This window comes from Parvibaculum sp. (assembly GCF_035511255.1).
GTDB lineage: Bacteria > Pseudomonadota > Alphaproteobacteria > Parvibaculales > Parvibaculaceae > Parvibaculum.
The window spans coordinates 1-19,800 of sequence record NZ_DATKFR010000453.1 but is presented as its reverse complement, the minus strand read 5'-3'; the positions used below and the strand labels follow the sequence as shown (position 1 = coordinate 19,800).

Sequence of the window (19,800 nt, the reverse complement as noted above, 5' to 3'; positions counted from 1 at the left end):
GACGTGGATACGCGGGTCAAGCCCGCGCATGACGAGCATTTTTGGTCCTCATGGCTTCGCCAGAGTGACCTGCGTGACATCGATCTGCCCGGCGCGGAATCCGGCCTCGCAATAGGCGAGATAATATTCCCACATGCGGCGGAAGCGCTCGTCGAAGCCGAGGGGCTGGATCTCGGGCCATGCGGCGCGAAACCGCTGACGCCAGAGCTTCAGCGTCTCTGCGTAGTCGAGGCCGAAATCCAGATTGCCGACCCAGGTGAGGCCCGCCTTGGCGACCTGCTCCTTGAGTGCGGTGGGCGAGGGCAGCATGCCGCCGGGGAAGATATAGCGCTGGATGAAGTCGGCACCCTTGCGGTAGCTCGCGAAGACGCCATCCTCGATGGTGATGATCTGTAGTCCCGCGACGCCGCCCGGCTTCAAGCAGTCGCGGATTTTCGAGAAATAGGCCGGCCAGTATTCCTCGCCGACGGCCTCGAACATCTCGATGGAGGCGATGCGGTCGTAGGTCTCGGCAACGTCGCGATAATCCTGATAGCGGATATCGACCTTGTCGGAGAGGCCTTTCGCCGCCATGCGCTCGCGGGCGAAGGCGAGCTGTTCCTTGCTGATGGTGATGCCGGTTACGCGGCAGCCGATCTCGCTCGCCGCGAACTCGGCAAATCCGCCCCAGCCGGAGCCTATCTCCAGCAGATGATGCTCGCGCCTGAGGCCGATGCGTTCGGCCAGCGAGCGGTATTTGTTGATCTGTGCCTCGGAAAGATCCTGCCCCGGATGCGTGAAGCGCGCCGAGGAATAGGTCATGGTGCGGTCGAGCCAGCGGCGATAGAAGGCATTGCCGAGGTCGTAGTGGAACTCGATGTTGCGCTTCGAGCCGCTCTTCGAGTTGCGACGGAAGAGATGCCAAATTCGCGCGCCGAAGCGGACGATGCCGAGTCCATAGAGCTTTTCGCGCAGCGCGTCGCGGTTGCGCGCGAAGAGTTCGAGAAAAGCGGCGATGTTGGGGCTGTCCCACATGCCGTCGAGAAAGGCTTCGGCCGCGCCGAGGTCGCCGCCGGCAAAAAAACGCCGCGCAAAACCGTAATCCTTGATCTCCATGACGGCGTGCTCGCCGGGCTCGCCGCCCGCGAAGCGCAATCGCCGACCGTCCGGCAGAACGATGGTTAGCACGCCACGCTTGATATGCAGAAGTACACGGAAGGCGAGACGCGCAAGGCGCGGCAGGCCAGGAATGCGCCGGAGATTGGCGCTCGTCACGTCGACCAGATGGGCGACGGTGGCATCCTTACACATGTCGTCAACGGAGATACGGGTCATGTCAGCCCCCTTGCGTCAACCTGGCAAGTATAGCGCCGAAAATGGAGGTGTCCTATCGCTTCGATACGGACGCCGGTAACGCCGCAAACGGTTCAGGGGTTCCTTCCGGGGCTTCGGATGCTAGTTTCGGCCCGCGCACACGCAGCGCGCCACTGAGTCGCCCGATGCCAGACGCCTTGAAAATCGAGAAAGAAACGATGCCTCACCCGGAAAGGGTGCTGAAGGAGGTGTTCGGCCTTCCCTCGTTCCGTGGCCAGCAGGGCGAGATCATCCATCACGCGGTCGATGGCGGTGACGCCGTGGTGCTGCTGCCGACCGGCGCGGGCAAGTCGCTCTGCTACCAGATTCCGGCGCTCTGCCGCGACGGCACGGGCATCGTCGTTTCGCCGCTCATCGCCCTGATGCGCGATCAGGTGGAGGCGCTGCGCCAGTCGGGCGTCCGCGCGGCGGCGCTGAACTCCACGTTGACGCCGGACGAGGCGAGCGACATTCGCAGGGCGCTGACGACCGGCGAACTCGATCTTCTCTATGTGACGCCGGAGCGCCTCGTCAGCGACGGCTTCATGGCGTTTCTGTCGCGCGTCAAGGTCGCGCTCTTCGCCATCGACGAGGCGCATTGCATCAGCCAATGGGGCCACGACTTCCGGCCGGAATACCTGCAGCTCGCAATGCTGCGCGACCGCTTCCCCGGCGTGCCGAGGCTCGCACTGACCGCCACCGCCGATCCGCAGACCCGCGACGATCTCATTCACCGGTTGCAACTCGACGATGCGCGCGTCTTCTCCGCAAGTTTCGACCGGCCCAACATTCGCTACACGATCGTGCGCAAGGACAATGCGAAGCATCAGCTCCGCGCCTTCCTCGACGATCATCGCGGCGCGAGCGGCATCGTCTATTGCCTGAGCCGCAAGAAGGTGGAGGAGACGGCGGAATGGTTGACCGCGCAGGGTATCCGCGCATTGCCATATCATGCCGGTCTCGACCGCGGCATTCGCGACCGTCATCAGGACGCGTTTCTCAAGGACGAAGGGCCGGTGCTGGTCGCGACCATCGCTTTCGGCATGGGGATCGACAAGCCGGATGTGCGTTTCGTTGCGCATCTCGACCTGCCGTCGAGCATCGAGGCCTATTATCAGGAGACGGGTAGGGCCGGGCGCGACGGCCTGCCATCCTTCGCCTGGATGGCCTATGGCATGGGCGACGTTACGCAGCGCCGCCGGATGATCGACGAGGGCGGTTCGCCCGAAGCCGTGAAGCAGGTCGAACGCGCGAAACTCGATGCGCTGCTTCATGTCTGCGAAACGGCGACGTGCCGTCGTCAGGCGTTGCTCGCGCATTTTGGCGAAACCTATCCGCAGCCCTGCGGCAATTGCGACGCCTGCCTGACCCCATCCGAAATGTGGGACGGCACGGAGGCGGCCCGCAAGGCGCTCTCTGCGATCTACCGCACAGGCCAGCGCTTCGGCGCCGGTCACGTCATCGATGTGTTGCGCGGGAACAAGACCGAAAAGATTGAACGCTTCGGCCACGACACGCTGCCGACTTTCGGCGTCGGCAGGGACATCGACCAGAAGGGTTGGCAATCGGTGTTCCGCCAGCTCGCGGCGCGCGGGCTGATCTCGGCCGATCACGCGGCTTTCGGTGCGCTGAAGCTGGAGGAAAGCGCGCGGCCCGTTCTACAGGGACACCAGCCGATTGAATTCCGCCGCGATCCGGTTTCATCCGGCAAACGACGCTCGTCCAGAAGCGCCGGTGAGGCCGAAATATCAGGCTCACCAGAGGAGGAAGCGCTGTTCCAGGCATTGCGGGCCGAACGCCTGCGCCTTGCGCGCGAGCAGGGCGTGCCGCCTTATGTGATCTTCCACGACACATCCTTGCGGGAGATGGCGCGCCGTCGCCCCGCGAGCGTCGACGACATGGCCGACATCCCCGGCGTCGGCAGCGCCAAGATCGCGCGCTACGGGAAGGCCTTTGTGGCGGTCGTGCGGTCGGAAAGATAAAGGGCCCGACCGCGCTTGGCGATCAGGCCCTTTGAAACTGGCTCCCCGGGCCGGATTCGAACCAGCGACCGATCGGTTAACAGCCGATTGCTCTACCACTGAGCTACCGAGGAATATCTCGCAAATCGAGAGCAAGACGTGCGGTGCTATAGCAAAGTCGTCTGGCCCATGCCAGCCCAAATCTTGCCACCGGCGAGAACTATACCCATCTGACGTTTCGGTCGGGTAAACCGGCGGCGTAGAGGTGGAATGAGCATGGCATTCGTCCGATTCGGTAGAAAAAAGGTCAAGGTCCCCGGTTCGCCCTGGATGCGAAAGACTGCGGGTGTCGCCTTGGTCGGCGGCGGAATGCTCGGCTTCCTGCCGATTCTCGGCTTCTGGATGATCCCTCTGGGCGTCGCTGTGCTGTCGGTCGATTCGCATCCGGTCAGACGCGCACGCCGCCGAACGGAGGTTTGGTGGGGCAGGCGCCGAACGGACGGGCCGGAACCCTAATCTATCGACGCGCCGCCCAATGGCCTCGCCAAAGCGAAAGGCAGGCCGCTTAGCAGCACTTCGACGATCCGGACATCTTGATAGTGCCCATTGAGCGAGACGCGGGGCAGCGCCATCAGCCGGCTCGCATGGTCGGGCCGCAACAGCCCTTTGCGTGTCGTCGTCGCAGAAGCAAAGCCGAAATCGCGGGCAATCGCGAAGTCCCGCTCGCCGGCGGAGTCCGGGGCGCCATACGGGTATGAAAAATGGCGGGGGCGGCGGCCAAGTTCTGCCTCGTGGCGAGCGAGGCCGTGGGCGATCTCGTCATGGGCATGGGGGGCGTCGAGCTTCGCCAGCGCGTAATGATCGGCCGTATGCGCCTCGATACTGGCGAGCGGATTTGCGGCGAGCGCGCGCACCTCGTCCCAACTCATCGCGATCTCGCCGGTGAGAGCGGCGCTGTCGATCCCTTGCTCCGCCGCAAGACGGCGTATCTCGCCACGCATTGCGTCCTCCGGGTAGGCCCGCAGCCGCCAGTAGATATTTTTCCAGGCGGCTTTCTTTTCCTCCACGCTCGCGCAGACGATCCTTTCCTCGCCCTCGGCAAAACGCACATGGATCTCGTGGGCGCCCGCAATGATGCGTTCCAGTATTATCCACCAGAGCTCGGCCGTGCCGTCAGGTAGGCCAGTCGTCAGATAGACCGTGAACGGAACATTGTGGCGGGTGAACACGGGGGCGGCATCGGTGAGGTTATCGCGATAACCGTCGTCCAGCGTGAAGACGATGAAGGGTTTCGTGAAATGCTTCTCCGCGAGACGCCGAACCGCCTCGTCGAGCGTGACGAAATCGTAGCCGAGGTCCAGTAGCCGCAGGATCGTCGCCTCGAGAAAGCTGGGCGTGACCTCGAGAATGTCGTTGGGCGCGAAAGCCGCACCGTCCGGCTCGCGAACGCGATGCAGCATCAAGATGGCACCGACACCGGCCAGCGATCTCGGGGCGAGCCGATGCGCACCGCTCGCATGGAGGGCGAGCAGGGCCGTCTTCGCCCAGCTTCCGCGCGGGTCCGCGCCGGCGCGCTGTATCGGGACGTTCATGCCATTCCGTCTCAGAGGTTAACGCCGAGCCTAGCACAGCGCTTGCAACCACCAGTCACAAGCGAGATTGCACGTCCGGAATTGAGAAAAGATTGATCCCAACGGACGGCGTCGCGCCAACGAGAGAAGAAAAACGTCCCAATTTGTTCCATCGGCAAAACGAGGCCCCCGTGAAGCCGCTGACCCAGACGACAAACGCCGCCAAGGCAACCTCCCGCATTAACCGGCCCGGCATTGCCGGTGCGGGACCCGCACCCCGTATCGATGGGCGGGTCATCGCCGGTCCCTGGGGGGCAAAGCCCGAGGTGCTTCTGTCCGTTCACGACACCTTCGAGGCCCTTCGCGGCGCCTGGACGGTGCTGGAGCGCGATGCGGACTGCACGGCCTTCCAGACCTATGCCTGGCTTTCGACCTGGTTCCGCAACATCGGCGTCCGCGAAGGCATCGAGCCTGCGATCGTCGTCGGCTGGAACGCCGAAGGCGAGGGCAAGGCGCTCTTCATCCTGCCGCTCGGCCTCAAGCACGGCGTCTTCGGTACCCGGCTCGTTTGGCTCGGGGGCACGTTCTGCGATTATCAGGCGCCGCTCCTGGACAGGAATTTTTTCCGCCATGTCCGCCGCGACCAGTTCAAGGCGCTATGGGCCGAAATCCGCTCGGCGTTGCCTGAGCACGACATCGTCGAGCTTAACCGCCTGCCGGAAATGGTTGGCGGCCAAAGCAATCCTTTCCTGGGCCTCGGCAATCTGACAGCCCACGCCTCGGGTGCCCACATGACGCAGCTCCTGCCGACCTGGGATGCCTATTACGGCGAGAAGCGGTCGTCGGGCAGCAAGAAGCGCGATCGTCAGAAGCGCCGCAAGCTGGAAGAAGCTGGCGCCGTCGAACTCGTGACGCCGGAAAGCCGCGAGGAGATCGTCCGTACCGTCGATGAACTCATTGCTCAGAAGGCCGCGACATTCGCCCGCATGGGCGTGGCCAACCCCTTCGAGAAGCCAGGCGTGCGGGACTTCTACATGGAACTCGCGACCGACGCGGCCGCCCGGGGTCTTGTCCATGTCTGTCGTCTCGAAGTCGGCGGCAAGATCGCGGCGGCCAATTGGGGCGTCAGCTTCGGCGGGCGTTATCACTATGTGCTGGCGAGCTATGCCGAGCAGGAGGAATTCGCCAGGCGCGGTCCCGGAATGATCCAATTGATGGAGCTGATGCGCCACGCGACCGAAACGGGACACACCGAGTTCGATTTCACCATCGGCGACGAGGCCTACAAGGCCGACTGGTGCGAGGTCGAGACGCGGCTTTACGACCACGTCGAGGCCGTCACTGTCCGCGGCTGGTTGTCGCTGCTGCCGGCCATCGCTTTTCGCCGGGCTAAACGCTTCATCAAGCAGACACCGGTACTTTGGGATGCGTTTACCCGCCTGCGCGCTGCCGCGGGCCCGTTGTCGCGCCTGGGAACCATCCAGGCCTGACGGCATCTCGAAGGATGTTGGCTCAATGGATGCCTCGGTGCTTCCACACCCCTTGAAGCGGATCGGCGAGACGGTCACGGCGCGGCTTGCCGACGGTCATCTCGCAACGGTCGTGCGCGGGGCGGGTCTCGTCATGGGCATTCGCATCGCGGGTTCGGCGATCGCGCTGCTCAGCCAGGTGCTGCTTGCGCGTTGGATGGGTGCATTCGAGTACGGGATTTTCGCTTACGTCTGGGTATGGGTCATCATCCTCGGCATTCTCGCACCGATGGGTTTCGGTACCTCGACGCTGCGTTTCGTGCCGGACTATACGATCAACAGAAAGTGGCGTCGCCTTGCCGGCATCCTCGATGCCTCGTGGCGCGTCGTCGCGGTACTCGGCGCCGCCTTCATGGCCGTAGGGCTTCTTGCCGTTCTCGCCTTCCGCAACGAGATCGAGCCCTATTATGTGCTGCCGCTGGTTCTCGCCATGCTTTGCGTGCCCGGCTTCGCGCTCGGCGACACGCTGGAAGGTACCGCGCGCGCTTTTGGCTGGGTGGGGCTTGCCTACCTCCCGGCCTATATCGTCCGGCCGCTAGGCATCGTCCTTATCGGCGGGCTTATCTATCTCTTCGCCGGCAAGTTGACGGGCGTAGCCGCCGTTGCAGGTGCGCTCGCCGCAACATTCGCGACGCTCGCCGTGCAACGCATCGTGCTCTCGCGCCGCATTGCGCGGACGGTGCCGAAAGCGAAACCCTACCTGCATACGAAATACTGGATCGGCGCCTCCATGCCGCTGGTGCTGGCTGAGGGTCTTTACCTCGTCCTGCTCAACACCGACATTGTGCTGCTCGGCTATTTCGTCGATCCAGACCATGTCGGCATCTATTTTGCCACGACGCGCATCGTCAATCTGATCGTCTTCATCTATTTCGCGGTGGCCGCGCTCGCCGTTCCGAAATTCAGCGAGCTGCATGCGGCGGGGGATCATGACGGCCTGCAGCGCTTCGTCCACAACATCATCCAGTGGATATTCTGGCCGACGCTTGCTGCTGCCGCGGTCATCCTGCTCGGCGGCAGATTTGCACTCGGTCTTTTCGGTCAGGATTTCAACGCCGGCTTTCCGCTGCTTGCGGTGCTGATGCTCGGCTTCGTCGCCCGCGCTTCGACCGGGCCGATCGAATATCTGCTCAACATGACCGGCCACCAGAACATCACCTCCGCCGTCTATGGCGGCGCGGCGGCGCTCAACATCGGGCTTAATCTCGTTCTCGTCCCGCAATTCGGGTTGATGGGCGCCGCAGCGGCGACCGCGACCGCACTCATTGGCGCGAGCTTCTGCCTTTTCGTCATCGTTCGGCGCCGCCTTGGCATCACAGCATTCGTATTCGGCTCCGGCGTCAGGACGCCGTCGATATCCGGGGAGTCGAAATGACCGATCTGAAGCATCCACATCCGCTTTTCTGGCATCAAGGGCGAGCGCCCGGCACCGCCGGCGAAGCACTCTCCGTTCACCCGCTGAGCCACGCGGCCCGGTTCCTGATCGACAATCCACCGCGCGCCGATGTCGTCCTGCTCGAAAGCGCTGATGCGCTGACACCTTATCTGGACTCTCTGAACGAGCTTGCCGGCGCCTCGACCGACAGCAACCCGCTCTTCGAGACCGCTGCTTTGCAGGCCGCCATGGCGCATCTCGCGCCGCAGGGCGCCGTGCATGTCGCGCTCATCTGGAGCGATCCGCGATCCGACGGCACCAGACTTCTGCTCGGTGCGTTTCCTTACCGCGCGCGGCGTTTCTATCTCGGCCTGCCTGTCGCGGTCTGGATGCTCTGGACGCATATCCACAGCTTCCTGGCGACGCCGCTCGTTCGTGCTGGCCATGAGAGAGCGGCGATCCGGCGCTTTCTCTGCTATGCCGACCAATCCGGCGCGCCGCTCGTCCGCTTCCCGCTCTTCGAAGCCGGCGGCGCCTTCGACACGGCATTGGCGGACGTACTCGCCGAACGTGGACTGCCGTATGTGGAAACGGCGCGGCACGAGCGCGCTTTCCTGAAATCCGAGCTCGACGGCGAGGCCTATCTCGCCGCTCATATGCGCAAGAAGAAGCGCAAGGAATACAACCGTCTCTGGAACCGGCTTGGCGAATCCGGTTCTCTTGAGTTCGCGACACATGACGGCGGACCGGACTTCCACGGCTGGCTGACGCAGTTTCTTTGTCTCGAGCGTAGCGGCTGGAAGGGAAAGCGCGGCACGGCGCTCGCCGAGCGTCCGCAGGAGCGGCAATTCTTCGAGACCTTCGCCGGCCGCACTTACGCCGACGGCAAACTTCATTGCCTCGACATCCGCCTCGATGGAAAGCCGATTGCGATGCTGGCGAGTTTCCTCGCGGGCGGCGGCGCCTACAGCTTCAAGATCGCCTATGACGAGGCCTACGCGAAATACTCACCGGGCGCACTGCTGATGATGAAGGCCATCGGGGCCTTCCAGAGCGATGCGCGCATTGCCTGGGTCGATTCCTGCGCAATCCCGAACCATCCGATGATCGATCACATCTGGGCCGAGCGGCGCGGCATTCGCGAAGTCAATGTCGCGACCGTTCATCAGTTAAGCGGGGCTCTCATCGCCTATTCGAGCCGCGCTACGCGGCTCGCCGACTCCGCCTGGGCGAAAGCTCGGGCCGTCTATCACCGCATCCGCAAAGAGGTGGAGCATGACTAACCTGATCGAAGTCCAGCCCGGCACCGTCGGCAAGGAGATGCCGACAAAGACCTTCCGGCTGAAGCATCAACTCGCCGGCCATCCGCTTTTCCAGCTCGACCGCCTGGCGCGCCTTGCGGCTTCGCTGCCTGCGGACAGCATCGAGTTCAACGGCCCGGTGGAACCCGGACAGGATCCACGCCTCACGCCGTCCAACGGGCTGAGCGCCGAGGAGACGGTGCGCCGCATCGAGGAATGTCAGTCCTGGATGGTTATCAAGAATTCCGAGCAGGACCCGGAATACAAGGCATTGCTCGATGCCTGCCTCGATCAAGTCGCCGAACAGACCGGCGGCGTCATGGGCGGCGCGCGTCGGCGTCAGGCGTTCATCTTCGTCACCTCGCCGAACAATGTGACGCCGCTGCACATGGATCCGGAATACAACTTCCTGCTCCAGATCCGTGGTTCGAAGCGCATGAGCCTGTTCGACCAGGCCGATCGCGAAATCGTGTCGGAGGAAAACCTCGAACTTTTTCCCGGCAAGCATCGCAATCTGCCTTACAAGGACGCCTTCGAGGCAAAAGCCACGCATCAGCATCTGATGCCGGGCGACTCGATCTTCGTGCCGCTCTTCGACCCGCACTGGGTGCAGAATGGTCCGGAAGTTTCGGTATCTTTCTCGATTACATGGCACACGGACACGTCGGAAAAGCTGGTGAAGCTCTCCTATGTAAATGCGGGGCTTCGCAAGCTCGGATTCCCGCAGGCCTCCGCCGGCACCAACAAGGTTCTCGACGGAGTCAAGGTCGCGGCCTACGACGTCGCGCGGCCGCTCTATGACGCCGTGAAGAAGTTCGTCGGTGATCGTCGCAAGGCCGTCGCGATCTTCTTCGGACGGACGGCTGTCGCGGGCTAACTCGTCGATCAGCTCTGAGCTGTCCGCAGCGGGCGCGCCGGATATTCCTCGATCACCGTATCCGAATAGCGGCGGTAACGGCGGAGATTGACGCGCGTCAACAGGATGCCGACGCGGCGGCCGCTGACGGCCGAGAGCATTTTCAGTACGCGGGCGACGACGCGGCGGCCTGTGCTCGCCCAGCGGACGACGAGGATGGAGAGGTCCGTCAACTTGACCAGCACCTGCACATCGGCGGCGGCCATGGCGGCCGGAGAGTCGATGATGACGAAATCGTAGGTTTGCTCCAGCGCCTTCAGCACCCAGGCCATCTGCGCGGAAGCGAGCGCCGCGGTCGGGTTGGGCAGGGGGCCGCCGGCCTGCATGACATGCGCGTAGCTGCCATAGTCCTGACGGATGACATGGGCGAAGCTCGCCTGGCCGGTCAGCAATTCCGAGAGACCCGCCTGAGGCGGCATGCCGAGCGCGAGATGCACGGCGGGCGCGCGCATGTCGGCGTCGACGAGGATCGTCTTGTAACCGCCCATGGCGAGGACGCGGGCGAGGCTCGCCGCTGTCGAGGTCTTGCCTTCGTCCATATGCGCCGAGGTGACGAGCACGGTCTTGGCGCGGCGGTCGCCGATCCGCGCCGTCAACACGCTGCCCTGCAAGCCCCGGATCGCTTCCGCGTAGAGACCGAAAGGTTCGCGCATGACGTCGCCGGCAGGATTGGCGCGCGGTCCGCTTTCCAGTTCGGGAATGAGCCCAAGGAAAGGCATGCCCGTCGCCCGCTCGACCTGCTCGGCCGTACGGAAACCTCGGGCGAAGGCCTCAAGAAGAAAGCTGAGGATCAGTGAGAAGAGAAGGCCGGCTATGACCGCGAGCGTCAGCACCGCGCCGGTCTTCGGAAAGGTCGGCTCCGACGGCTCCTGCGCGCGCGAGACGATGCGGGCATTGGCGGCGCTGGCGTCGGCTTCCGCGCGGGCATTCGCTTCCTCATAACGTTTCAGGAAGGATTCCAGCAGCGAGCGGTTGGTGGCCGCGTCTCGTTCGAGCGAGCGAAGCTGCACTTCGTCCTGATTGAGCGTGCCCATACGCGCCTGCAGCTGGATCAGGCTCTTGCGCACAGATGCGACGCGCGCCGAAGCGACCAGAGATTCGTTTTCGAGTCCCTGAACGATCTTGTTCACTTCCTTCTCGATTTGACGGTCGAGATCGGCGAGGTTCGCCTGCGCTTCGAGCATCTTGGGATGCGAGGGCAGGAGGGTTTCCGACATCTGCGCGATCTGGGCGCGCAGCGCGACTTCCTGCTGGCGCAGATTCTGGATCAGCGGCGATTGTAGAACGGCGGCGGCGGAGTTCACCGAATTGCCTGACGCGATGAGGCTGCGGGCGTTCTGAAGCTTGGCCTCAGCTTCCGCGCGTGCGGCTTCCGCCAGCGTGAGCTGGGCGTTGATATCGGTGAGCTGCTGTTGCGGGACCGTTGAGCCATTGGTGAGAAAGAGCCCCGATTGGCTGCGGAACGCCTCGACGGCGGCCTCGGAGGTCTGCACTTTCTGACGCAGCTGCTCGATCTGCTGACCGAGCCACTTCGTCGCTTCGCTGTTGACGGATTTTTTCTGCTCGATCTGCGAGGCGATATAGAGTTCGGCAAGCCTGTTCGCGACGAGCGCCGCCATGCGCGGACTGGTTGAGGTGAAGTTGATCGCGATGACGCGCGACGTTCCCTTTTGGTAGACGTTGAGCTTCGACAGCACGTTGTCGGCGATCTCGCCCTCGTCGAGCGCGCTGCCTCGCACACCGATCAGCGAAAGGATCTGCGCCCTGGCGCCGTCGCGTAGCGAAGGATTGAATTCCGGCTCGCGATCGAGACGAAGATCGGTGACCAGTCGCACCAGCAACGGCCGCGAGGTCAGGAGCTGGATTTCGCTTTGCAGCGTTTCCGCATCGGGCATCGTCGGCTGGTTCTCGGTATCGAAGCTCGAAATTTCACCGGTACGCGGCGACAGAAGGACGCGGGTTTCGACCGTATAGGTCGGCGTAACAGTGGCGAGCCAGAGAATGGCGAGCGCCATGAAGCTACCGAAGGAAATGCCGACGAGTTCCTTGCGCGCCCATATGCCGCGCAGCAGCTCCCATGGCGAGACTTCGCTCGCGCCCGACGAATCCGGCGACGAACGGCGTCGATCGCCGAAGCTGACGACTGGCACGCTTGGGGTATTGCTCATGCGCTCCGCCTTGTTGGATGCCGCGGACGGCAACCATTCATGAAGAGGCAGTAGACGGCCTTTTGGTAACGGAAGGCTTAATGCCCGCAACCAGGCGAAACGAAAAGCCAAGACATTCAGCCGTTTCACCGTGCTCCGGCGTGCTGAAAAGGCCCGATCCTTCCAAAAAATTAACCACTCGCGCCTAGGGTTAGCGGGAAGCGGACATTTTTAGGGAATTAGAGCCATGGCTCGCCGCGGCGCTCATCTGCTGATGCTCTGGATCGGACTTGCCGCGCTCGCCGGCTGCGCCGGACCGGGCGTCGTGGCCGAACGGTCCGTCAGCGAGGCTGACGAGCCCTATCTCCTCGATAGCGGCGACAAATTGCGCGTGACGGTCTTCGGGCAGACAGATCTCAGCGGCGATTTCTCGGTCGATGGCGGCGGCAACATCGCGATTCCGCTCATTCCGCCGGTACAGGCCCGCGGCCTCACCACCTCAGAATTGCAGGCCGCCGTTGCTGCCTCTCTCGGCAAGACGCTGCTCCGCAATCCGAATGTCAGTGTGCAGGTCATGGAGTTCCGGCCCTTCTTCATTCTCGGCGAGGTCCAGAAGGCGGGTCAGTATCCTTATGTCAGCGGCATGACGGTGCAGAGCGCCGTCGCCATCGCCGGCGGGTTTTCCTATCGCGCCAATCAGGACGTTGTGCATATCACACGCAAGCGCGGCGACAGGCTCGTCGAGATGAACGTCGAAACCAGCGCCCCGGTACGCCCCGGCGACACGATCCTGGTCGGGGAGCGGTATTTCTGATGGCCGACGGCTCCACCCCAGAAATAACCGTGGCGGAAGCCAAGAGCCTTCGCGTGCTGCATATCCTGCGAGCACCGCTCGGAGGACTCTTTCGGCATGTCTGCGACCTTGCGGCGGGGCAGCGGCGGGCGGGGCTCAAGGTCGGGGTCGTCATCGGCGACGAACCGCACGATCCGATTTCGATCGCAAGGCTGCGCGAACTGGCCGCCGATTGCGAGCTCGGCGTCCATATCATGCCGATGAACCGTACACCGGGGCTTGGCGACGCCGCGAACCTCATCCGCATGGTCGCCCGCGCAAGGCTCCTGGCGGTCGACGTCATTCACGGCCATGGCGCAAAGGGCGGCGCATACGCACGGCTTCTGCCCCGCTTCGCGGGCGCCATCAGGCTCTACACGCCGCATGGCGGCACGCTTCATTTCGATAACCGCAGCGTCAAGGGCCAGCTCTTCTTCGCCGCCGAACGCTTCATGCGCCGACGCACGGACGGCTTCATCTTCGAGTCGGAATTCGGCCTGCGGACATTCATCGAGAAAGTCGGAAAGCCCACGGCACCGTCGGTCGTCGTCCACAACGGCGTGACCGAAGCCGATTGCGCGACCGTCCTGCCCGAAGTCGGCGTGGCGAATTTCGTTTTCGTCGGCGAACTCCGCGAGTTGAAGGGCGTTGGGACGCTGATCGAGGCAATGCGCCGGCTTGGAAAGCCCGCGCACCTGCGTATCGTCGGTTCAGGCGCCGAGCGCGCGACCTTCGAGGCGATGGCACGCCTTGTTCCGTCCCATATCCGCATCAAATTCATGGGTGCCATGCCGGCGCGCGATGCCTTCGCACTCGGTCGCGCCGTTGTGCTGCCGTCACATCATGAGTCTCTTCCCTACGTCGCCCTCGAAGCGGCTGCGGCCGGCCTGCCGCTCATAGCCACACGCGTCGGCGGCCTGCCGGAAGTCTTCGGACCGGATGCCGCGGAACTTGTCGCGCCGGCCGATCCCGACGCTCTGGCCGCAGCCCTTTCTCATGCAATCGAACAACCGCAGGCCATCGCGTCGCTGGCGGGGCGGTTGCGCACCCGCGTACAGACCGAGTTTTCGGCTTCGCGGATGGTGAAAGACATCTCGGAATTCTATCGCGCAGTTCTTGAGCAACATGTGATAGCTCATCCGCAAGATGGCGCCGGGGCATCCATCGCCCGTCTTCCCGAAAGCATTCCCTCATGAACGCCGAGGGCAATGGAATGCAGCCGGGCGGACTTCACGCCGCACCAACCGACATGGCGGCAAATGGCGGTGAATATCGCCGGGGCGACGATGGAAGGCGGGAAGGGCAGATCCACGACGCAGCCGGTCTTGGCGAAGAACGTCGCTCGCCTATCGTGCCCATGGTCTCGCCTTCGGTCATTGCGGGCAGCATACGCATTTCCGATGCGTTTCTCGTCGGTATCACGGGTATCGTGCTTTTCCACGGTCATCTCGGAAACGACGTTTCGCTGCTGAGGTTCGTCTATTACCCCACCATCATGTGCGGAGCAGGCCTTGTCGCCGTCTATTTCCAGATCGGCGGGCTCTACAGCATTCCTATTCTCCAGCGGCCCGCGCTTCAGGCAAGCCGTGTAATCGCCGCCTGGAGCGCCGTCGCTGTCACGTTGATTGTGCTTGGATTTCTCCTCAAAATGGGCGATCAGATTTCACGCATCTGGTTCGTCGGCTGGTACGCTGCCGCCTTGATCTCGCTTCTCGTGATGCGTACCGCCGCGACGGGCCTCATCCGGCACTGGATAGGAAACGGCCGGCTGGAACGTCGCGTCGTCATCGTTGGCGGTGGCGAACACGGCCGTCACCTGATCGAGGCGCTGAAGGCTTCCGCCGAGTCCGACATCAAGATTTGCGGTGTCTTCGACGACCGCCGAGACGAGCGTGTGCCGCAGGACGTTGCGGGCTATCCGATGCTTGGCACAGTGGACGAACTCGTTCGCTTCGCACGCTCAAACCGCATCGATCTTCTGGTCATGGCCCTCCCGCTCTCGGCCGAACGCCGTGTTCTCGAGATGATGCGCAAGCTCTGGGTCCTGCCGGTCGACATCCGCCTCTCGGCACTCGACGCGCCGCTGCGCATGACGTCGACGACATATTCCTATGTCGGCAACGTGCCCTTCTTCAATCTCTACGACAAACCTCTCTCCGATTGGGACTACGTAGTAAAGACGGTCGAGGACCGACTGCTAGCAGCCATTTTTCTCACCGTTCTATCGCCGCTTCTGTTCTTGATCGCAGTCGCAATCAAGCTCGACAGCAAGGGGCCGGTCTTCTTCAAGCAACGGCGTTATGGGTTCAACAACGAGCTCATCGAAGTCTACAAGTTCCGCACCTTGAAACACGATCAGTCGGATGCGAATGCCGAGCGTCTTGTCACCGCGAATGACGATCGTGTAACGAGGGTGGGGCGCTTTCTTCGCCGTTCGAGCTTCGACGAGCTTCCGCAGTTCATCACTGTCTTGAAGGGCGATATGTCGATCGTCGGACCGCGTCCGCACGCAATTCTCGCTAAGGCCGGCGACGAACTCTACGGCGATGTCGTCGACGGGTATTTTGCACGCCATCGCGTCAAGCCCGGCATCACCGGCTGGGCGCAGGTCAACGGCTGGCGCGGCGAGACCGATACCCGCGAAAAGATCCTTCGCCGCACGGAACACGATCTCTACTACATAGACAACTGGTCGCCGCTTCTCGATCTCTACATCGTCTTGCGCACGCCGCTTGCCTTGCTGCGCGGCGAGAACGCTTTCTAGGGTGCGCCATGAACGGTTTCGCGATAGATGTCTACGAACCGCGGCCTTCGACGGCGAGCATCTGGGGCAAGCGGGCCGGCGAGGTACTGCTATGCCTCGTTATCGTCGGGAGCTTTTATCAGAAGAGCAAGGCGGGAGAGAGCCAGCCAGTGCCTTATGACCTGGCTCTCGTCGGCTGCATGGGTTTCTTTTTTCTGCTTGGACTCAAGCTCCCGCGCGGCATCGTCTGGCCGGCGCTTTGTTGGGGGCTCGTACTGATAGGCTATATTCTCGGCGGCATGTCGGCCCCCTACATGGACCTCGTCCAGGATTCAATCACGGTTAGTGCCTATCTGGTTTGCGCCTTCATTTTCTTTTGCTCCTATGTCTATGAGGCGCCGGCGGCACGCCTGCCGATGCTTTTCAACGCCTGGTCTGCAGCCGCAATCATCGTCGCGACCATCGGAAGCGCCGCCTATTTCGGAGCAATCCCGGGCGCAGACGACTATCTGCTGTCAGGGCGTGCCGCCGGCACGTTCAACGACCCGAACGTCTTCGGTCCCTTTCTCATACCACCGACAATCTATCTCGCGCTCCGTCTGAGCAAGGCGAAGAGCGCGCAAGCGTTGCTGATCGTGCCTTTCGTTGTGATCCTTCTGCTCGGCATCCTGCTCAGCTTTTCGCGTGGTGCCTGGGGTAGCTTGCTCTTGTCGGGTGCGGTGTTTCTCGGACTTACTCTCGCGACATCGCGCTCGCAAAAGCAGTCCATGCGACTGATCGCATTTGCCGTCCTGATGTCCCTGCTGATCGTGGGTGTGGTCGCGGCCGCTCTTTCGACTCCAAAGGTCCAGACGCTCTTCGAGGAGCGTGCGACGCTTGTGCAGAATTACGACGTCGGCGAGGAGGGCCGTTTCGAGAGCCAGAAGCGCGCGATCGTCAAAACGCTCGAAAACCCGCTCGGTCTCGGTCCCAATCAATGGGCGAAGCTCAACATGCTCGACACGCATAACGTCTATGTGCATGTGCTGGTCGCTGGCGGATTTCTCTCCGGTCTCTCGTTTCTCGCTTTCTTGGCAGTGACCTTCCGGCGCGGTTGGCGGGCTGCATTCATGGCCGGTGAGGGGCAGGAATATCTGATCGTCGCCTACGCCTGCATTGTCGGCCACATGGTCGAAGCTTTCATCATCGACGTCGACAACTGGCGACACCTCTATCTGCTATTCGGCATGGTCTGGGGCGTCATTCTGGCACGCGACACGCAAGGCGCGATGGCGAGGCGACCTCCACGCGCTTCGCCTCGCGAAGATGCACGCGGCATGCAGACTGCGGGATTTTCAGGATGAGCACGGACATGGACGAAAAGCCCCGCAACGAGGCACAGGAAGCCGGAACGAGGTGGCGAGAAAACATTCTGCTCCTCGCGGCGGGAGCGCTTGTACTTATTCTCGTTGCTGCGTTAGCCCATCAGTTTCTGAACGAGACCGGCGGCAGCAACAGCTATGCGCTTTTGGCCGACGCCTTTCTTCACGGGCGTCTCGACGTGGACAAATGCTTCGACAGCGATTGCGCTCATTTCGACGGCAAGACCTGGGTGATATTCCCGCCGGTGCCGGCGGTGGTGGCGATGCCCTTTGTCGCGCTCTTCGGCGTCGACTTCTCGCACTTCATAGCGATCGGCCTTTTGGCGGCGGCGGGATCGCTATTGTTATGGTGGCGCATTCTCGAGGCACTCGGGGTTCGCCGCGACACCGCAATCTGGCTCCTCCTCGCGCTCGCTTTCGCGACGCCGCTCTTCTATGTGACGTTGCGTACGGACCGCGTCTGGTTCTTCGCCCAGAGCATCGACTTTTTGCTCGTCTCTCTGGCCATCCATGAGGTCGTCCGGGGCGCAAACCTGATTCGGGCAGGCATCTTCATCGGCGCCGCTTTTCTCTGTCGCCAGATGTCGCTCTTCCTGGTGCCGTTCCTTTTCGTGCTGGCGTTGCGGCCGGAGGAACGTCTGATCTCGTTCGGAAGGGAACACGTCGTCCGGGCGTTGAAGCTCGGACTTCCGGTCGCCGCGGCCGTCGGCATCTACATGTTCTACAACTGGGTCCGTTTCGGTCATGTCATGGAGACTGGCTACATCCACATCATGGTGCCGGATCTCGATCACTGGACGCTCATCAATCACCGGCTGACGACGATCGGGCTCTTCTCGAAGGACTATGTTCTCTTCAACGCCTTCTATCTCTTCGTCCAGGGCTTCCACGTCCAATGGGGCGGGCCGGACATGCTGAACATGATATCCTTCGATCCGATGGGGACCTCGCTGCTGGCGGCGAGCCCCTTCGTATTGCTGGCCTTCTTCACACCGCTGACGCGACCGATCGTGGTTGGCGGGCTATGCGCGCTCGCCATTGTCGCCATAACGCTCTTTTATCATGGCAACGGCTTCTCCCAGTACAATGCGCAACGGTTTGTGCTCGACTGGATGCCGGTGCTGATCTTCGCGCTGGCTTATGCAGTGCGGGAGAACCTGCGACCGGCCTTCGCCGTGCTCGCGACCTACGGAATTGCGCTCAATGTGGCGACCGTTGCGGTGCTCGCGCTGCTGCCACCTGCCAGCTCCTGAGCCGGTGGGCGATTCGCCGCAATCTATGCTGGAGTGATCATCTGGAGGCCACGCCCGGAATCGAACCGGGGTAAACGGATTTGCAGTCCGGCGCGTAACCACTCCGCCACGTGGCCATCCTAGACAAGGCGGGGGTATAGCAACTCCCCGCCACACAGACAATGCACATTCCGCAATGGGCCAGCCTGCAAGGGCATCCTGGAGCCGGCGGCCTGAATGCCGGGTTAAGCTGTGTCGCAGATGAATTGAGTTTGCCGCCGGGTGGCTTTATAAACGCGACCAGACGGTTCCGGCCGGTGGCATTCGAGCCCCGGCGGCTTCCACCACCGGTCTCACATCGCCCCAGGACGTCCCCAATGACCGACTTTCACGCCGCCCGGATCAACATGGTCGAGAACCAGGTGCGCTGTAACGCGGTCACCGACACGCGCTTGATCGACGCCATGAGCCAGGTCCCGCGCGAGCTTTTCGTGCCGCAAGCGCGTCGGGGCATCGCCTATATGGACGAGGACGTGCGTCTCGACGAAGGGACCGCTCCCGGCCGCTATCTGATGCAGCCGCGCGCCTTCGCAAAACTCGCACAGCTCGCCGAAGTGCGGGAAGGCGACCATGTCCTGGATGTCGGCGCAGGTACGGGGTATTCCTCCGCAATTCTGGCCCGGCTCGCGAAGTCGGTAATCGCACTGGAAGAAGACCAGGTGCTGGCGGAGGCTGCCGCTGCGACGCTTGTCCGGCTTGGCGCCTCCAATGTGACGGTCGTGACGGGCGCCTTGCGCGATGGCCATGCGCCGGCCGCACCCTACGACGTCATCTTCCTCAGCGGCGCGACGCCAGCGCCCCCGTCGACCCTTTTCGACCAGCTCAAGGAAGGCGGGCGTCTTGTCGCCGTCACGGGCACCGGGCCGGCGGGCCATGCCCGGATATTCATCCGTGCCCATGGGGCGGTTAGTAATCGAATAGCCTTCGACGCCAGGGTGCATGCGCTGCCCGGCTTCGACATGGCGGAGAGCTTCGTTTTTTGATGGCGATGTGTGTGTTCCACGCCACGATCCGCGGCGATTCGTGTGCAATGGCGACAATTTGCCAGTAAACGACGTATCGCCCGGCTGGGGCTTGGCCACGGCCACTCATATATGTACCTTGCCGGGACCAGCCGGTAACCAGTCGCGGAAGCGTTGAGGGGCGAGACCGCGTTTTGCGGAGAAACGAAACGATGAAACGACCCTTTGGGACGTCCGTGAAGCTTATTGCCCTCAGCACGGTCAGCGCCGCCGCGTTGACAATGCTCGCGCCGGCCGCATCGGCCGAAAGCCTCGTGGATGCGCTGTCCGCCGCATATCAGAGCAATCCCGACCTGCAGGCACAGCGTGCCCAGCAGCGCGCCACCGACGAGCAAGTGCCGCAGGCTCTGTCCGGTTGGCGCCCGTCCGTGCAGGCGCAAGGTACCTACAGCGCCAAGTCCTATATCTCGGAAGTGGC

15 protein-coding genes and 2 tRNA genes are annotated in these 19,800 nt (G+C 62.8%); 12 read left to right on the top strand and 5 right to left on the bottom strand.

The genetic code is table 11. The annotated features are described in order from the left end of the window. Window positions 1–48: 48 nt before the first annotated feature. A complete protein-coding gene (locus tag VMR03_RS16955; protein ID WP_325407306.1) occupies window positions 49–1,314 on the bottom strand; it encodes a cyclopropane-fatty-acyl-phospholipid synthase family protein in 1,266 nt (421 codons plus the stop codon). Window positions 1,315–1,478: 164 nt separating this feature from the next. On the opposite strand from VMR03_RS16955, the gene recQ reads away from it, so the two are divergent. Next, window positions 1,479–3,314 carry a DNA helicase RecQ gene (recQ, locus tag VMR03_RS16950; RefSeq protein WP_325407304.1) on the top strand — a complete coding sequence of 612 codons (1,836 nt, stop codon included), beginning with the start codon at window positions 1,479–1,481 and terminating at the stop codon, window positions 3,312–3,314. 38 nt (window positions 3,315–3,352) lie between these two features. Here the strand turns inward: recQ and VMR03_RS16945 are convergent. Together VMR03_RS16945 and VMR03_RS16940 are read right to left on the bottom strand one after the other, a co-directional pair. Then, window positions 3,353–3,427, bottom strand: a tRNA-Asn gene (locus tag VMR03_RS16945). Window positions 3,428–3,805: 378 nt separating this feature from the next. Then, a complete protein-coding gene (locus VMR03_RS16940) occupies window positions 3,806–4,885 on the bottom strand; it encodes a polysaccharide deacetylase family protein (RefSeq protein WP_325407302.1) in 1,080 nt (359 codons plus the stop codon). Window positions 4,886–5,055: 170 nt separating this feature from the next. Here VMR03_RS16940 and VMR03_RS16935 point away from each other — a divergent pair, with 170 nt between their 5' ends. From VMR03_RS16935 to VMR03_RS16920, 4 genes are read left to right on the top strand one after another with little or no spacing between them, the layout of a single operon-like run. After that, on the top strand, window positions 5,056–6,354 hold the full coding sequence (locus VMR03_RS16935; RefSeq protein ID WP_325407300.1) for a GNAT family N-acetyltransferase: 1,299 nt from the start codon (window positions 5,056–5,058) through the stop codon (window positions 6,352–6,354). A gap of 25 nt (window positions 6,355–6,379) precedes the next feature. Then, window positions 6,380–7,768 (top strand): lipopolysaccharide biosynthesis protein, encoded by a 1,389-nt coding sequence (locus VMR03_RS16930; protein ID WP_325407298.1) that lies wholly within the window; start codon window positions 6,380–6,382, stop codon window positions 7,766–7,768. Continuing rightward, window positions 7,765–9,051: a GNAT family N-acetyltransferase gene (locus tag VMR03_RS16925; protein ID WP_325407296.1), complete on the top strand. Its 1,287-nt coding sequence runs from the start codon at window positions 7,765–7,767 to the stop codon at window positions 9,049–9,051. Before VMR03_RS16930 ends, VMR03_RS16925 begins: the two co-directional genes overlap by 4 nt. Continuing rightward, on the top strand, window positions 9,044–9,946 hold the full coding sequence (locus VMR03_RS16920; protein WP_325407294.1) for a cupin-like domain-containing protein: 903 nt from the start codon (window positions 9,044–9,046) through the stop codon (window positions 9,944–9,946). The genes VMR03_RS16925 and VMR03_RS16920 overlap by 8 nt, the downstream gene beginning before the upstream one ends. A gap of 8 nt (window positions 9,947–9,954) precedes the next feature. Here VMR03_RS16920 and VMR03_RS16915 read toward each other — a convergent pair whose 3' ends face one another. After that, complete coding sequence (locus VMR03_RS16915; RefSeq protein WP_325407292.1) at window positions 9,955–12,153, bottom strand: polysaccharide biosynthesis tyrosine autokinase; 2,199 nt, start codon at window positions 12,151–12,153, stop codon at window positions 9,955–9,957. Window positions 12,154–12,379: 226 nt separating this feature from the next. Between VMR03_RS16915 and VMR03_RS16910 the strand changes: the two genes are divergently transcribed. From VMR03_RS16910 to VMR03_RS16890, 5 genes are read left to right on the top strand one after another with little or no spacing between them, the layout of a single operon-like run. Continuing rightward, window positions 12,380–12,946, top strand: coding sequence for a polysaccharide biosynthesis/export family protein (locus VMR03_RS16910; protein WP_325407290.1), 567 nt, complete (start codon window positions 12,380–12,382; stop codon window positions 12,944–12,946). Between the two features lie 29 nt (window positions 12,947–12,975). Next, window positions 12,976–14,160: a glycosyltransferase family 4 protein gene (locus VMR03_RS16905; RefSeq protein ID WP_325407288.1), complete on the top strand. Its 1,185-nt coding sequence runs from the start codon at window positions 12,976–12,978 to the stop codon at window positions 14,158–14,160. Continuing rightward, window positions 14,157–15,728 (top strand): undecaprenyl-phosphate glucose phosphotransferase, encoded by a 1,572-nt coding sequence (locus VMR03_RS16900; protein WP_325407286.1) that lies wholly within the window; start codon window positions 14,157–14,159, stop codon window positions 15,726–15,728. Before VMR03_RS16905 ends, VMR03_RS16900 begins: the two co-directional genes overlap by 4 nt. An 8-nt stretch (window positions 15,729–15,736) precedes the next feature. Continuing rightward, window positions 15,737–17,050: an O-antigen ligase family protein gene (locus tag VMR03_RS16895; RefSeq protein ID WP_325407284.1), complete on the top strand. Its 1,314-nt coding sequence runs from the start codon at window positions 15,737–15,739 to the stop codon at window positions 17,048–17,050. Continuing rightward, complete coding sequence (locus VMR03_RS16890) at window positions 17,047–18,321, top strand: hypothetical protein (RefSeq protein WP_325407283.1); 1,275 nt, start codon at window positions 17,047–17,049, stop codon at window positions 18,319–18,321. Before VMR03_RS16895 ends, VMR03_RS16890 begins: the two co-directional genes overlap by 4 nt. A gap of 42 nt (window positions 18,322–18,363) precedes the next feature. On the opposite strand, the gene VMR03_RS16885 is transcribed toward VMR03_RS16890, so the two are convergent. Continuing rightward, window positions 18,364–18,437: transfer RNA gene (locus VMR03_RS16885), tRNA-Cys, on the bottom strand. Window positions 18,438–18,677: 240 nt separating this feature from the next. On the opposite strand from VMR03_RS16885, the gene VMR03_RS16880 reads away from it, so the two are divergent. Both VMR03_RS16880 and VMR03_RS16875 read left to right on the top strand, forming a co-directional pair. Then, a complete protein-coding gene (locus VMR03_RS16880; RefSeq protein ID WP_325407281.1) occupies window positions 18,678–19,343 on the top strand; it encodes a protein-L-isoaspartate O-methyltransferase in 666 nt (221 codons plus the stop codon). A 191-nt stretch (window positions 19,344–19,534) separates the two neighbouring features. After that, window positions 19,535–19,800: TolC family protein (locus VMR03_RS16875; RefSeq protein WP_325407279.1), on the top strand; the 266-nt coding region annotated here is incomplete at its 3' end.